Below are 14,887 nucleotides of genomic sequence, written 5' to 3' on the forward strand. Positions count from 1 at the left end.
CACAGCACCTCCGGGCCGACGGTCGACGACCGTCGGCCCGGAGTCGTATCCGTCGGTCCGGAAGGTGGCGGCATGCCGTCGAAGGTGACGCTCGCGGTGCTGGGGGCCGGGGAGCGCGGTACGGGGTACGGGGCCTGGGCGCTGGCGCATCCGGAGCGGGCCGGGGTGGTGGCGGTGGCCGAGCCGCGGCGGGTCCGGCGGGAGCGGTTCGCGGCCGCCCACGGTCTGGGCGCCGGTGCGGCGGTCGACGACTGGCGGGCCCTGGCGGCCCGGGGACGCGTCGCGGACGCGGTGCTGGTCTGCACGCTGGACCGCGATCACCTGGAGCCCGTCCTGGCGTTCGCCGCGCTCGGCCACCACATCCTGCTGGAGAAGCCGATGGCGCTCACGGAGGGCGAGTGCCGGCGGATCGTCGCCGCGGTGGAGGAGGCCGGGGTGATCCTCGCGGTCGGCCACGTCCTGCGCTACACGCCCTACACGCGGGCCCTGAAGGGCGTCGTGGACTCCGGCCGGCTGGGTGAGGTCGTCAGCGTCCAGCACCTCGAACCGGTCGGCTTCTGGCACCAGGCCCACTCGTTCGTACGGGGCAACTGGCGCCGCGAGGACCGGGCGGCCTCGATGCTGATGGCGAAGTCCTGCCATGACCTGGACTGGTTGCAGTACGTCCTCGGACGGCCGCCGGCACGGGTCTCCAGCTTCGGGCGGCTGAGCCACTTCCGCCCCGAGAACCGGCCCGCGGGAGCCGCCGACCGCTGCCTGGACTGCGCGGTGGAAGCGGCCTGCCCGTACTCCGCCCCGCGCGACTACGGGGACCGGCTCGCCGCCGGACGGCACGGATGGCCGCTGAGCGTGGTCGTCGACGAGTTCACCCCGCGGGCCCTGGACGCCGCGCTGCGGGAGGGGCCGTACGGCCGGTGCGTGTACGCCTGCGACAACGACGTGGTCGACCACCAGGTGGTGGCCATGGAGTTCGACTCCGGCGCCACGGCCACCTTCACCATGACCGCGTTCACCGAACAGGCCGACCGTCAGACCCGCGTCTTCGGCACCAGGGGCGAACTGCGGGGCGACGGCAGGCGGGTGCGGGTGTACGACTTCCTGACCCGCACCGAGGAGCTCGTCGAGTTCGACGCCGAGGGGACGATGGACGCCGGGGGCGGTCACGGCGGCGGCGACGCCGGTCTGATGGACGCCTTCGTCGCCGCCGTGGCGGCGGGCGACCCCGGCTTGGTGAAGTCGGGTCCGCGGGAGTCCCTCACCAGCCACCTGACGGTGCTGGCCGCCGAACGGGCCAGGCGTGACGGCACGGTCGAGACCGTCGTACGGCAGGGCGACGGTGCTTCCTGACGCGGACTCAGGGCCCGACGCGGGTGCGGATCCGGTCGCCTCCGGCTGTCGGAACGACGACGGGCCGCCCTCCCGGGGCGCAGCGGGGAGAGCGGCCGGTCTTCAGGATCCCGGTCATGCGCAAGGGTTGTTTTCCTTATCGTGAATGCGTCAACGGGGCCCCGCGTGGGGCCTCTTCGTCATCTTCTTCGCTCATTCTCACGAGAATTCCTCCGGGCGTGGGCCGCGTTCGTCGTGCCGTGCTGTGTCGTGCTGGGCCGTGCTTGTGGTCCCGGGCTCGCCGTCACCCCCGTGGCAGGGCGGGCACCGGTTCCGTTTCTGTTCCCGTTCCGGCTCCTTCGGTCCGCAGGCGGTCCGCGACCCGGTCGAGGAGGGCGTCCCACGTGGGACCGGTGAGCTCTCCGTGCTCTGCCACCAGGGACTCCTCGTTCCTCTCAAGGCAGGAGCGGAGCAGGTCGGCCAGTTCTGGCATGTGTTACCTCGGCTTTCGGTGAAGGGCTGTATCGAGTCCGCTGCGGGTCCCTAGGACCCAACCTGGGATCACGGGCCGCGCCGCGACGGGCGCGGCCCGTGATCCCGAGAAGAGCTCTAGTCGGCTGCTCCGAATTCATCCAGGACGGCGCGTCCGTGCGGAGTCAGGTACAGGTTCACCTTTTCCAGCCTGCGGCTGACCGTTTTGCGGTCGATCCCCAGGTACCGGGCGATTTCCGTCTTACTGAGACCTTCCGCAATGTAGAGCCGTCCTACATCACGAATTCCCTTCTCCTCGGGCAGGGCCTTTTCCAGGAGTTCCTCGACCGCCCGCTGGGCGAGGTACGCCTTCGGTTCCGGATCGGTGTAGGAGCCCTCGGGCAGCACGTCCGCCGGGTAGGACCGGTCCCGGTCGTAGCGGCGGCAGGCCTCGGCGATCTCGTCGGCGGTGACCTTCGCCGCGAAGGCCCGGCCGCCGTCGTCCCGGTCGAGCGTGAAGTCCGGGTCCGACCACCGCAGGAAGAGCCGGACGAGGACGTTCTGCACGATGTCGTCACGGTCCCGGGCGAGGCCCTTGGCGAGGATCCGCCGGTTGATGAAGGGCATCAGCCGTTCGAGCTCGGCGACCCGTTCCGGGGGGAGGTTCCGGCCCGGACCGGTCAGGTGCGTCGGCGGCCCGGCGTCGTGCGCCACGGGTGCGTTGTGCATCTGGTTCCTTTCCTCGACTTCCGAGGTCGCTGCGCGGACCTCTTGCCATGAACGCCGTTGGAACGAAACGGAGATGGGGCATTCGATCTACGTAACTTTCCGTTCGGCCCTGGCCAAGGCCGAGCGGGGGCCGGTGAGTTCGGCGGGTCAGCCGAGGACGTGGAGGAGGAAGAGGGCCACGCCGACGCCGACCAGGAGCGCCGTGCCCAGCAGCGGGGAGAGGAAGGCCAGGTACGTCACCAGACCGGCGACGATCAGGGTGAGCAGGATCAGGCGCATCTTCGCCAGGACGGGGTCGGGGTTCATGGGTGTGCTGCTCCCGGGACTCGGGGCCGCGGCCGCGGCCTGGGGACCCCCGCCGTGCGCGGAGTGTCGTCCCTTACGCCGTCCGGCGCGGGCCCGGACGGGGCGGCCGGCCCCCGAATGTGGGCCGCGTCACGCGGAGCGGACCCGCGTACGGCCCCGCCGTCCGGGCAGGGCCGGCAGGGGCCGTGGGGGCCGGGCAGGGCCGCAGGGGCCTGGTCAGACCGCCGGCAGGGGCGGCGGGACCGCCGGGCGCCAGGTGGGGGCGGGGCCGGCGGTGGCGGTGTGGAGCTGCGCGTCGAGGCCCAGGACGGCCGTGGTGGTGGCGCCGCCCGCTTCGAGGACGGCCGAGGGGGCGCCCGCGTACAGCATCCGGGACTCGGTCCAGGCGGGCGGCCCGCCCAGCGGGGCGGCGGCGATGGTGCCGGTGTCGGCGCGGCCCGTCACCAGGCGGCCCGCGACGCCCACGGCCCCGTACCCGGCCCGGCCGCCGGCCTCCGCGAGGGCGGAGACCCGGGGTGCTCCGGGGCCCGCCGTCACCAGGGCGCTGCGGACCGCGCCCGAGTCGGGGCGCCGGAAGTAGAGGCGGACGCCCGGGCCGTCCGGGGTCGCGGTCAGGGGGACGGTGGTGGCGGGGAGCGCGGTGGGGTAGGGCCCGGCGAGCGGGTCTCCGGGGGAGGGCTGCGTCCAGGCGAGGACGGACTTGGCGGTGCTGGCGTACACGTGGCGCCGGCCGGCCGCGTCCACGACGGCCACCGGGTCGCTCTGCAGGTCCTCGCCGCCCAGGCGCTGCCATCCGCCGAAGGCGCCCGACGGCTCCTGGACGCTCGCGCGCAGGGTCCGGCGGGTGTCGCGGAGGTAGACGGTGAGCCGGCCGGCCGCGTCGACGGCGGCGGCGGGCGCGCTGATCGCGGAGGTGCCGGGTTCGTCCCCGGGTTCGGGGGTGCCGAGCGACTGCCAGGCCCCGAACGGCCCGTCGGGCGCCGTCTGGAGGGCGAGGACGACCTCGCGCCGGTAGTCGGCGGGCCGGGGGCCGAGCGTGGTGCGGGTGGCGAGGACCGCGATGCGGCCGTCGGGGAGGCGGGCCGTGGTGGCGCCCGGGTCGATGCCGGTGCCGGGGAGCAGGGCCGGGCCCGTCCAGGTGCCGGCCCGGTCGCGGGTCCACACCGCCGTCCGGCCGTCCAGTACGGCGAAGGCCCAGAGCCGGCCGGGCGTGCCCTCGGTCAGCCAGGAGGTGGTGTCGGCCCGCGCGTAGCGCAGCGACTGGGCCCAGTTGCGGCCGGTGGGACTGCCCGCCACCTTGCGGTCGCCGCAGCCCGAGGGGCTGCCGCAGTAGTCCGCCCGGTCCTGCCAGGCATACGTCCGCAGGAAGCCGGTCTTGGTCTCGGCGGTCTGCGGGTCCAGCGCGTGCGGGAGGGCTCCGTTGTGGTAGCCGAGGTAGTTCTGGACCGAGAAGCGGGGGCGGTCGGTGACCCGTTCCGCGTACGCCGCGGTGGCGGCCTGCACGAAGCGGGCGCCGTACATGTGGTCCTGGTGGTCGGTGTACTTGCCGGTCTGCTCGTACCGGCCGGGCGTGGGGTCCTGCATCCGTATCGTCGTCGGCCGGTACTGCTCCAGGATCCCGGATATCGCCTGGACCGCCTGGTCCTTGGTGTACGTGAACGGCCGCTTGGCCGGGGTGCCCGAGGCCGGCTGGGTTCCGAGCGCGGGTATCTCCCCGTTCCACAGGCCGCGCAGGCTGTCCGGGTTGTTCCCGGCCGGGCTGCGGGCCTCGCGCAGCTGGAGCCAGACGAGGTGGATCTCGGGGCGGGCGACGAGGACGTCGAGCTCGGCCTCGCCGCCGCCCGCGGTCGGTATGACCGTGCGCTTCCACGCGCTGGTGCGGTCGCCGGTGGCCATCTGGGCGTAGGCGGCGCGGATGCCGTTCTGCCGGGCCTCCGCGTAGTGGGTGCGGTCGGCGGGCTGTTCGGGGTCCTTGGCCTCGCCGCCGCGGGCCTCGTTGCGGCCGTCGGCCTCGCCCGAGGTCAGGTAGGCGGTGGTGACCCGGGTCCCGGCGGCCAGGGACCGGCTGAGGTCGGGGTTCATGAAGAACAGGTCGTCGTCGGGGTGGGCGACGACCTGCACCACCGTCCCGGCCGTGGTGCTCGCCGGGAGGGCGGGGGCCGGCTTCATCGCCCCGTTGGCCTCGGCCGAGGTCTGCTGGCCGGAGGCGACGGCGAGCACGCCGGTGGCGCCCACGGTGAGCATGGGCAGCACGGCCGCGAGGAGGAAGCGGCGGCGGGATACGGGCATCGGTCACGCCTTGAGGTCGTTCCGGGCGGGAAGAACCGCTGTGCAGTCAGTGAGAGGCGAAATCGGGGGAGTTGGTTCACCGATTCCGCCGATGACGCACGCTTTCCGAAAACGACCGGATGTGATGGTGCCCGCCCGGGACCGGGGCCGCCCACGTGTCCGGATCGTGGACGCGGCCGACCGCCGCGGGCCCTCCTACGGGCGGGTGGTGCGCCGTCCCACCGGCTGCCACGGCGCCAGGTAGGCGTTCACGTCGTCCGCGGAGGAGGTGACGTACAGCCGCGCGTCCAGGCCGAGCACCGCCAGGCTGACCAGGTTCTTCCCGGTCATCGTGCTGGACGGGGCGCCGACGAACATCAGCGGCGAACGCTGCCAGGGCCGCCCCCGGCCGACGTCCGAACCCAGCTGTCCGCCCGCCGCCCGGCCGGCGAGGAGGTGCCCGCTGGCCGTCACCGAGCCGAAGCCCTGGAGCCCGCCCAGATCGGTGAGGCCGGTCACCGTCAGCCCGCCCTCGCCGGTGATCAGGGCCGTACGGACGTTGCCCGAACCCGGCTTGCGGAACCAGAGCCGCACCCCGCCCCCGCGGCCGTCGGCGGTCAGCGGGAGGGTGGTCTCCGGCAGTCCGGTGCCGGTGGCCGGGCCCAGCGGGGCGCCTTGCTCCGGCTGCGCCCAGCCGGTCACCGAGCGGGTCGTCGCGGCGAACACCATCCGCCGCCCGGCCCCGTCCGTCGCGGTGACGGGCGTGCCGTGCAGATCGGCGCCGCCGTGGCGCTCCCACGGCCCCCAGCCGCCGTCCGGCCGCAGCGTGCGGCCGCGCAGGGTGTACGCGCCGTCGCGCACGTACACGCCGACCTGCCCGGTGCCGTCGACCGACACGGCGGGCGCGCTGATGTCGGAGGTCCAGTCCTCGTCGGAGGCCTCGGGGGTGCCCAGCGACTCCCAGTCCCCGAACTCCTCGGAGCCGGGGGCCCGCTGGGCGGCGTACACGACCTCGCGCCGGTAGTCGCCGGGATGCTCCCCGAAGGAGGTGCGGGTGCCGAAGACCGCGATCCGGCCGTCCTTCAGGGTGACGGTCGAGACGCCCTGGTCCATGCCGGTGCCGGCGAGCAGGCGCGGTCCGGTCCAGCGGCCTATCAGCCCGTTGCGGTGCCAGAGCGCCACCTGGCCGTCGAGCACCTTGAAGGCCCACAGGCCGTGGCGCTCGTCGGAGGCCAGCCAGGAAGTGCCGTTTCCGCGGGCGTAGTTGATGGACTCCGTCCAGCGGTTGCCCGACGGGTGCTCGGCGACCTTGAGGTCCCCGCAACCGGCCTCGCTGCCGCAGTGGTCCTGCCGGTCGAGCCAGGCGTAGGTGTCGAGTATGTCGAGCTTCTGCCGGGCCTCGTCCGGGCCGAGGGCGCTGGGGAGCGAGCCGTTGAAGTAGCCGACGTAGTTCTGCGTCGCGAAGTGCGGCCGGTCCTTGACGTCCCTCGCGTAGGCGGCGCTCGCCAGCTGCACGAACCGGGCGCCGTAGAAGTGGTCCTGGTGGTCGGTGTACCGCTTGGTGTCCGGGAACCGGCCGGGCGTGGGGTCCTGGAAACGGATGGTGGTCGGCCGGTACCGGTCCAGGATGCCCGCGAGGGTCCGTACGACCTGGTCCTTCGTGTACGAGAACGGCTGCGTGACCGGGGTCCCGGAGGCCAGGGCCGACTCCAGGCGCGGTACCTTGCCGTCCCACAGGCCGCGCAGGCTGTCGGGGACGTCGTGGTGGACGTGGCCCGCCTCGCGCAACTGCAGCCAGACCAGGTTGACCTCGGGCCGGGCGACGAGGACGTCGAGCTCGGCCTGGCCGCCGCCGTCGGTCGGTATCACGGTGCGCTTCCAGGCGCTGCTGCGGTCGCCGGTGGCCATCTGGGCGTAGGCGGCGCGGATGCCGTTCTGGCGGGCCTCGGCGTAGGCCGGCTTGTCGGGCCGGACGGAACCCTCCTTGCCGGCGCCCGCGTTGATGCCGTCGGCTTCGCCGGAGGTGAGGTAGACGGAGGTGACGGCGTGCCCGGCGGCTATGGAGTACCGCAGGTCGGGGTTCATGAAGTACAGGTCGTCGTCGGGATGGGCGACGACCTGGAGCACCCGCCCGGGGTCCGGCGGGCCCACGGCGGTGGCGGTGGTGGACCGCGAGTCGGCGGTGGTGGGGGCGCCGAAGCCGGTCAGGGCCTCGTTGCCGCGCAGGAGGAGCATGCCGCCCGCGGTGGTGGCCGCGCAGACGGCGACCGCCGTGACCAGCCGGGCGAGGCGGGGGTGCTGGGCGTACCCCCGGTGCGCACGGCCCCAACGTCCCGGAGCCGGCCGGGAGCCGGGGTCCGCTCCCGCGCCGGAATCCGCTCCGGCACCGGGCTCACCGGCGGCGTCGGCGTCCGGTTCGCGACCCGGGCCGCCCGTGGCGTCGGCGTCCGGTTCGAGCCCCGGGCCTCCCGCGGCGTCGGCGCCCGGTTCGCGACCCGGGCCGCCCGTGGCGTCGGCGTCCGGTTCGCCGCCCGGGTCTCCCGCGGTGTGCGGCTCGACCGTCGGCGGACCTGTGGTCGGGGACGGCTCGTGCCCGGACCGTGCCCCGGCGGTTTCCGCCGACGGCCTCCCGGCGTGTTCCTCCCGCCGCAGCCCGGTACGGGCGGGCAGGGTGGGGCCGTTGGGCCCAGTGGGGCTGAAGGGATCGAGGAGGGGGCGTCCTTCGGTCATGGGGCTCCTCGTTGCCGGTCGAGCGGGGACCGGGCCCCCTCACGCATAGATCCATAAGTATTCAGAAAATCTGATAATCAGCCTCATGATCTACGCCACGGCGCGCCGATGAATCGAACGCCGCTCCGGCTAGGCTCACCACAGGACCTGGCCGGGCCACCGGCAGCGACGCACGCGGGAGGCGGCGGGATGACAGTCCCGGGACGCAGGAGCAGCACCTTCATCCGGCTGCTGCGCAGCGGTTTCACCGACCCCTCCGCCGCAGCCCGGCTCCTCGACGCCGACGCGCTGGCCTCCGTACGCACCGACCCGGTGCTCCTCGACGCCCTCGGCGCGACCGCCGACCCGGACCTCGCGCTGCGCGGACTCGTGCGCCTCGCCGAAGCGCAGCCGCCGGACCAGCTGCCCCGGCTCCTCGACACCCTCGTCAGCGCCAAACCCCTGCGCGACCGGCTCCTCGGCGTGCTCGGCGCCTCCGAGGCCCTCGCCGACCACCTCGCCCGCCACCCCCGCGACTGGCTCGCCCTCGTCACCTACGAGGCCGCCGACCTGCACCCCGGGCTCCCCGAGTTCGAACAGGGACTGGCCGAGGCCCACGAACCCGTCGCCCTGCGCGTCGCCTACCGCCGCTGCCTGCTCTCCATCGCCGCCCGCGACGTCTGCGGCACCACCGACGTCGCCCAGACCGCCGCCGAGCTCGCCGACCTCGCCACCGCCACCCTCCGGGCCGCCCTGCGCATCGCGACCGCCGCCGCCCCCCAGGACGCCGCCCAGTGCCGGCTCGCCGTCATCGCCATGGGCAAGTGCGGCGGCAACGAGCTCAACTACGTCTCCGACGTCGACGTGATCTTCGTCGGGGACGCCGCGCCCGGCGCCGACGAGGGCAAGGCCATCCAGGCCGCGACCCGCCTGGCCTCCCACCTCATGCGGATCTGCTCCGAGACCACCGTCGAGGGCACCATCTGGCCCGTCGACGCCAACCTGCGCCCCGAAGGCCGCAACGGCCCCCTCGTGCGCACCCTCGCCTCCCACCTCGCCTACTACCAGCGCTGGGCCAAGACCTGGGAGTTCCAGGCCCTCCTCAAGGCCCGCGCCGTGGCCGGCGACCCCGAGCTCGGCGCCCAGTACATCGCGGCCATAACCCCCCTCGTCTGGCAGGCCGCCGAACGCGAGAACTTCGTCGCCGACGTCCAGAAGATGCGCCGCCGCGTCGTCGACAACATCCCCGCCGCCCAGGTGGACCGCGAACTGAAACTCGGCCCCGGCGGCCTGCGCGACGTCGAGTTCGCCGTCCAGCTGCTCCAGCTCGTCCACGGCCGCGGCGACGCCACCCTCCACTCCGGCACCACCCTCGACGCCCTCCACGCCCTGGCCGCCGGAGGCTACGTCGGCCGCGCCGACGCCGCCCAGCTCAACGACGCCTACCGGTTCCTGCGCGCCATGGAACACCGCATCCAGCTCTACCGGCTGCGCCGCACCCACCTCGTCCCCGAGGACGAACACGACCTGCGCCGCCTCGGCCGCTCCATGGGCCTGCGCACCGAACCCGTCGCCGAACTCAACAAGGCCTGGCGCCGCCACGCCACCGCCGTCCGCCGCCTCCACGAGAAGCTCTTCTACCGGCCGCTCCTCGACGCCGTCGCCCAGCTCACCCCCGGCGAGACCCGGCTCTCCCCCCGCGCCGCCGGCCAGCGCCTCGAAGCCCTCGGCTACGCCGACCCGGCCGGGGCCCTGCGCCACCTCGAAGCCCTCGCCTCCGGCGTCAGCCGCAAGGCCGCCATCCAGCGCACCCTGCTGCCCGTCCTCCTCGGCTGGTTCGCGGACTCCGCCGACCCGGACGCCGGCCTCCTCAACTTCCGCAAGGTCTCCGACGCCCTCGGCAAGACGCCCTGGTACCTGCGCCTGCTGCGCGACGAGGGCGCCGCCGCCGAGAACCTCGCCCGCGTCCTGTCCGCCGGACGCCTCGCCCCCGACCTGCTGATGCGCGCCCCCGAGGCCGTCGCCCTGCTCGGCGACCCCGAGAACCTCAAGCCCCGGACCCACGAAGCCCTCGAACAGGAGGTGCTCGCCGCCGTCGGCCGCGCCGAAAGCGGCGAGGCCGCCGTCGCCGCGGCCCGCGGCGTCCGCCGCCGCGAGCTCTTCCGCACCACCGCCGCCGACATCATCTCCTCGTACGGAACGGAGGACAGCCCCGCCGAGACCGACCCCGGCGCCCTCGTCGACCGGGTCGGCGAAGCCGTCTCCGACCTCACCGCCGCCACCATCGCCGGAGCCCTGCGCGCCGCCGTGCGCGACCACTGGGGCGAGACGCTCCCCACCCGCTTCGCCGTCATCGGCGTCGGCCGCTTCGGCGGACACGAACTCGGCTACGGCTCCGACGCCGACGTCCTCTTCGTCCACGAACCCCGCGAAGGCGTCGACGAACAGGAAGCGGCCAAGGCCGCCCAGACCGTCATCTCCGAAATGCGCCGACTGCTCCAGCTGCCCACCGCCGACCCGCCGCTGCTCATCGACGCCGACCTGCGCCCCGAAGGCCGCTCCGGCCCCCTGGTGCGCACCCTGTCCTCGTACGCCGCCTACTACCGCCGCTGGTCCCTCACCTGGGAGAGCCAGGCCCTGCTGCGCGCCGTCCCGGTCGCCGGGGACGAGGAACTCGGCCGGCGCTTCATCGACCTCGTCGACCCCCTGCGCTACCCCGTGGAGGGCCTCGGGGAGGAAGCGGTCCGCGAGATCCGCCGGCTCAAGGCGCGCATGGAGACCGAGCGGATGCCGCGCGGAGCCGACTCCACCCTGCACACCAAGCTGGGCCGCGGCGGTCTGAGCGACGTGGAGTGGACCGTCCAGCTGCTCCAGATGCGGCACGCCTGGGCCGAACCCGGCCTGCGCACCACCCGGACCCGCCGGGCCCTGTCCGCCGCCCACGCCGCCGGACTGATCCCGACCGAGGAGGCGCAGATCCTCGACGAGGCCTGGGTGCTCGCCACCCGGGTCCGCAACGCCGTCATGCTGGTCCGCGGCCGGGCCGGGGACACCTTCCCCTCCGAGGCCCGTGAGCTGGCGGCGGTCGGCCGCTACCTCGGCTACCCGGAGGGCCGGGTCGGCGAGATGCTGGACGACTACCGCCGTACGACGCGCCGCGCGCGGGCCGTCGTGGACGACCTGTTCTACGCGGACTGAGCTCCACGGCCCGGGGCCCGGGCCCAGCCGGGTCGGGTCCGGTCCTAGGCCGCCTCCCGCAGCCCCCGCGCGTACGCCAGGAACGCGGCCAGGCCCAGGTCGAAGGCCGCGTCCGCGCGTCCCGGGCCCCCGGCGGCCAGCGCGCCGGCCAGCAGCGGGGTCCGCTCCGACGGCTCCCACATGGCCTCGGGCGCCGCCAGGTCCAGGGCCGAGCCCAGGACCAGGTTCTCCAGCCCGGTCAGCAGCGGCATCACCTGCTCCCGCCGGAACCCGGCCGCGAGCAGCAGCGCGACCGCCCGCTCGTACTGGGCGAGCACGCGGGGGGCCCGGACCGGTGTGGTCATCAGCAGCGGGATGGCGCGCGGGTAGGCGGCGAACGCGGCCCGGTAGGAGCGCGCCCACTCCTCCAGCGCCCGGTCCCAGGGGGTCAGCTCCAGGGCGGAGCCGGTGATCGAGTCGCAGACCCGCTCCCGGACCAGCTCCACCACCCCGGCCCGGCCGTCCACGTGGTGATACACCGACGCCGTCTGTACCCCGAGCGCCCGGGCGATCTGCGGAACGCTGAACTCCCCTTGCTCCGCGACCAGTTGCAGGGCGGCTGCGGCGATCCGCTCCCGGTCGAGCAGGGGGGTGCGCGGCCGTGCCATGGCTGTTCTCCCTCGTCAAGGTCTTCCCGTACGCCAAAACCGGAGGCTACATTGCCGCAAACCGAAAGCCTTTAGGTTTTCGGATCCCCGCCGCCTGCCGTTCGCAGAAGGGTGCCCCCGCATGCCCGAAACGCCAGAGCCCGCACACAGACCCCCAGCCGGCGCGACCCCCACGACCGCCCTCCACCAGGGCGCCCTCGGCGCCGCCGACATCACCTTCTTCGTCGTCTCCGCCGCCGCCCCCCTCACCGTCATGGCCGGCGTCGCCCCTGTCGCGATCCTCCTCGGCGGCGTCGGCGCCCCCGCCGGCTACCTCCTCGCCGGCCTCACCCTCGCCGTCTTCGCCGTCGGCTTCACCACCATGAGCCGCCACGTCCGCAGCGGCGGCGCCTTCTACGCGTACATCAGCCGCGGCCTCGGCAAGCGCGTCGGCATCGGCGCCGCCCTGCTCGCCCTCATCGGCTACAACGGCATGGAGATCGGCGTCTACGGCCTCCTCGGCACCACCACCGCCGACACCGGACAGGCCCTCGCCGGCCTCGACGTCCCCTGGCTGCCCGTCTCCCTCGCCGGGCTCCTGCTCGTCTGGTACGGAGGCTTCCGCTCCATCGACTTCGGCGCGAAGCTCCTCGGAATCCTCCTCGTCGCCGAGACCGGGATCCTCGTCCTCCTCGCCGCCGGAGTGCTCGCCGAGGGCGGCGCCCACGGCCTCTCCGCCGGCTCCTTCGCCCCCGGCGCCGTCCTCGTCCCCGGCACCGCCGCCGTCCTGGCCTTCGCGTTCGCCGCCTTCACCGGCTTCGAGTCCACCGTCATCTACCGCCGCGAGGCCCGCGACCCCGACCGCACCATCCCCCGCGCCACCTACATCGCCGTCGCCTTCCTCGGCCTCTTCTACGCCTTCGTCGTCTGGACCGTCATCCAGGCCTTCGGCGCCGAAGAGGTCCTCGCGGCCGCCGCCGAAGACCCCGGCGGCCTCTTCTTCGCCGCCATCACCACCTACGTGGGCCCCTGGGCGGCGGACCTCATGCACGTCTTCATCGTCACCAGCGTCATCGCCTCCCTCCTCGCCTTCCACAACGCCATCAACCGCTACGTCCTCGCCCTCTCCGAAGAGGGGGTCCTGCCCGCCGCCCTCGGCCGCGTCCACCCCCGCCACGGCTCCCCGTACCTGGCCGGAGCCGCCCAGACCGCCCTCGGCGCCGTGATCGTCCTCGGTTTCGCCCTCGCCGACGCCGACCCGTACCAACAGCTCCTGCTCTGGGTGAACACCCCCGGCATGATCGGCCTCATGGCCCTGATGCTGCTCGCCGCCATCGCCGTACCCGTCTACTTCCGGCGCACCGCCCACGACGAAGGGCCCTGGCGCACCCTGGTGGCCCCCGTCACCGCGGCCGTCCTGCTGGCCGTCGCGATCTTCCTGGTCGTCTCCAAGGTCGGCCTGTTCACCCTGGCCTCCACCACCGTCAACACCGTCCTCGTGTCCCTCGTCCCCGCCGTGTTCCTCACCGGCCTCGCCCTCGCCCAGCGGCTCAAGACCCGCCGCCCCGAGGTGTACGCACGCTTCGCCGAAGACCCGTCCGCCGAAGACGCCCCCACCGCACACCCCCCTCTCGAACCCCTCGAAGGAGCACAGCCGTGCCCGCTGCCGACACCGTCCTCACCGGAGCCCGCGTCCGCACCCTCGACCCCGCCCGCCCCGAGGCCGGCGCGGTAGCCGTCCGCGACGGACACATCGTCGCCGTCGGCCACGAGAGCGACGTACGCGACTGGCGCGGACCCGGCACCCAGGTCCTCGACCTCGCCGGCGCCACCCTCACCCCCGGCCTCACCGACGCCCACAGCCACCCCGTCTGGGGCGTCGAGATGGCCACCGGAACCGACCTCTCCGCCGTGCGCGACCTCGACCAGCTGCGCGCCGCCCTGCGCACCGCGGACCGCGGCCCCGGCGGCTGGGTCCTCGGGTACGGCCTCGACCACAACGCCTTCGGCGGCCGCCCCGTCGACCGGACCCTGATCGAGGAGACCCTCGACGGCGCCCCCGCCTTCCTGCGCCTCTACGACGGCCACTCCGCCCTCGCCACCGGCCCGGCCCTCGCCGCGGCGGGCATCACCGGACCCCGTACCTTCGCCCAGCGCTCCGAGATCGTCTGCGACGAGGACGGCCGCCCCACCGGACACCTCGTCGAACACGCCGCGATGGCCCTCGTCGGAGCCCTCGCCCCCAAGCCCACCCCGGCCGCCCGCCGCGCCCGCCTCCTCACCCTGCTCGGCGAGATGGCCGCCACGGGCCTCACCGGCGCCCACGTCATGGACCTCGGCGACGGCGACGTACCCGCCCTCCTGTCCACCGTCGAGTACGAGGGAGACCTGCCGCTCCGGCTGCGCCTGGCCCCCTGGTGCATGCCGGGCGCGGGCGACGAGGACCTGGCCGAACTGATCGAGCTCCAGCTGACCGGCGGCCGCCACTGGCAGGTCGGCGGCGTCAAGTTCTTCATGGACGGCACCGTCGAGGGCGGCACGGCCTGGCTGGAGCACGCCGACTGCCACGGCCAGGGCACCGACGCGTTCTGGCCCGACCTCCAGGAGTACGCCCGGGCCGTACGGATCCTCGACGCCGCCGGGGTCCGCACCGCCACCCATGCCATCGGCGACGCGGCCGTCCGCCACGTCCTCGACACCGTCGCCTCACTGGGCGCGCACGCCGCGATGCGGCACCGGATCGAGCACATCGAAACCGTCCCCGACGGCCAGCTGAAGCGGTTCGCGGAGCTCGGGGTCATCGCCTCCATGCAGCCCCCGCACACCGCGTACACCCGCGCCGACCACACCGACGAGTGGTCCAAGCGGCTCGGCGACGAGCGCGCCGCCCGGGCCTGGCGGTGCCGCGACCTGCGGGACGCGGGCGCCGTCCTGGCCCTCGGCTCTGACTGGCCCATCGCCCACCACGACGCCCGCCAGGTCCTCGCCACGGCGCTGCGCCCGCGCGGCGCGGCCGCGGCGGGCCGGTACCTGACCGGGCTGATGGCACTGGAGGGGATGACCTCGCACGCGGCGCTCGCGGCGGGGGAGCAGCGGGTGGCCGGGCGGATCGCGGTGGGCCTGCGGGCGGACCTGACGGCCCTGGCCCTCGACCCGGTGACGGCGGCTCCCGACGAACTCGCCGAGGCGCCGGTCGGCCTCACCATGTCCGGCGGCCGGATCACCCACCGCGCGGACGGCCTCTAGAAGACACG

The 14,887-nt window shown here is 74.4% G+C and carries 10 protein-coding genes; 4 read left to right on the top strand and 6 right to left on the bottom strand.

The window, feature by feature from the left end:
* Nucleotides 1–72 precede the first annotated feature (72 nt).
* Entirely contained in the window at nucleotides 73–1,347 is a 1,275-nt protein-coding gene (locus tag ABZZ17_RS19080; RefSeq protein WP_356877456.1) for a Gfo/Idh/MocA family oxidoreductase, read from the top strand.
* Nucleotides 1,348–1,630: 283 nt separating this feature from the next.
* Here the strand turns inward: ABZZ17_RS19080 and ABZZ17_RS19085 are convergent, their stop codons facing one another.
* The 5 genes from ABZZ17_RS19085 to ABZZ17_RS19105 form a co-directional block, all read right to left on the bottom strand.
* Nucleotides 1,631–1,762 carry a hypothetical protein gene (locus tag ABZZ17_RS19085; RefSeq protein ID WP_356877457.1) on the bottom strand — a complete coding sequence of 44 codons (132 nt, stop codon included), beginning with the start codon at nucleotides 1,760–1,762 and terminating at the stop codon, nucleotides 1,631–1,633.
* Nucleotides 1,763–1,935: 173 nt separating this feature from the next.
* The gene (locus ABZZ17_RS19090) at nucleotides 1,936–2,526 is read right to left on the bottom strand and encodes a sigma-70 family RNA polymerase sigma factor (RefSeq protein WP_356877458.1); all 591 of its coding nucleotides are present in this window, start codon (nucleotides 2,524–2,526) and stop codon (nucleotides 1,936–1,938) included.
* Nucleotides 2,527–2,673: 147 nt separating this feature from the next.
* Nucleotides 2,674–2,832 carry a hypothetical protein gene (locus ABZZ17_RS19095; RefSeq protein WP_356877459.1) on the bottom strand — a complete coding sequence of 53 codons (159 nt, stop codon included), beginning with the start codon at nucleotides 2,830–2,832 and terminating at the stop codon, nucleotides 2,674–2,676.
* Nucleotides 2,833–3,048: 216 nt separating this feature from the next.
* Nucleotides 3,049–5,121, bottom strand: coding sequence for a PIG-L family deacetylase (locus ABZZ17_RS19100; protein ID WP_356877460.1), 2,073 nt, complete (start codon nucleotides 5,119–5,121; stop codon nucleotides 3,049–3,051).
* Nucleotides 5,122–5,316: 195 nt separating this feature from the next.
* Nucleotides 5,317–7,830, bottom strand: coding sequence for a PIG-L family deacetylase (locus ABZZ17_RS19105; protein ID WP_356877461.1), 2,514 nt, complete (start codon nucleotides 7,828–7,830; stop codon nucleotides 5,317–5,319).
* 189 nt (nucleotides 7,831–8,019) lie between these two features.
* Here ABZZ17_RS19105 and ABZZ17_RS19110 point away from each other — a divergent pair, with 189 nt between their 5' ends.
* The gene (locus ABZZ17_RS19110; protein ID WP_356877462.1) at nucleotides 8,020–11,007 is read left to right on the top strand and encodes a bifunctional [glutamine synthetase] adenylyltransferase/[glutamine synthetase]-adenylyl-L-tyrosine phosphorylase; all 2,988 of its coding nucleotides are present in this window, start codon (nucleotides 8,020–8,022) and stop codon (nucleotides 11,005–11,007) included.
* 44 nt (nucleotides 11,008–11,051) lie between these two features.
* Here ABZZ17_RS19110 and ABZZ17_RS19115 read toward each other — a convergent pair whose 3' ends face one another.
* Nucleotides 11,052–11,654 (bottom strand): TetR/AcrR family transcriptional regulator C-terminal domain-containing protein, encoded by a 603-nt coding sequence (locus ABZZ17_RS19115; RefSeq protein ID WP_356877463.1) that lies wholly within the window; start codon nucleotides 11,652–11,654, stop codon nucleotides 11,052–11,054.
* Nucleotides 11,655–11,775: 121 nt separating this feature from the next.
* Here ABZZ17_RS19115 and ABZZ17_RS19120 point away from each other — a divergent pair, with 121 nt between their 5' ends.
* Nucleotides 11,776–13,368 (top strand): APC family permease, encoded by a 1,593-nt coding sequence (locus ABZZ17_RS19120; RefSeq protein WP_356877464.1) that lies wholly within the window; start codon nucleotides 11,776–11,778, stop codon nucleotides 13,366–13,368.
* Entirely contained in the window at nucleotides 13,290–14,879 is a 1,590-nt protein-coding gene (locus ABZZ17_RS19125) for an amidohydrolase (RefSeq protein WP_356877465.1), read from the top strand. Before ABZZ17_RS19120 ends, ABZZ17_RS19125 begins: the two co-directional genes overlap by 79 nt.
* Nucleotides 14,880–14,887: the final 8 nt, after the last annotated feature.

The organism is Streptomyces sp. NPDC006512, assembly GCF_040611935.1.
GTDB lineage: Bacteria > Actinomycetota > Actinomycetes > Streptomycetales > Streptomycetaceae > Streptomyces.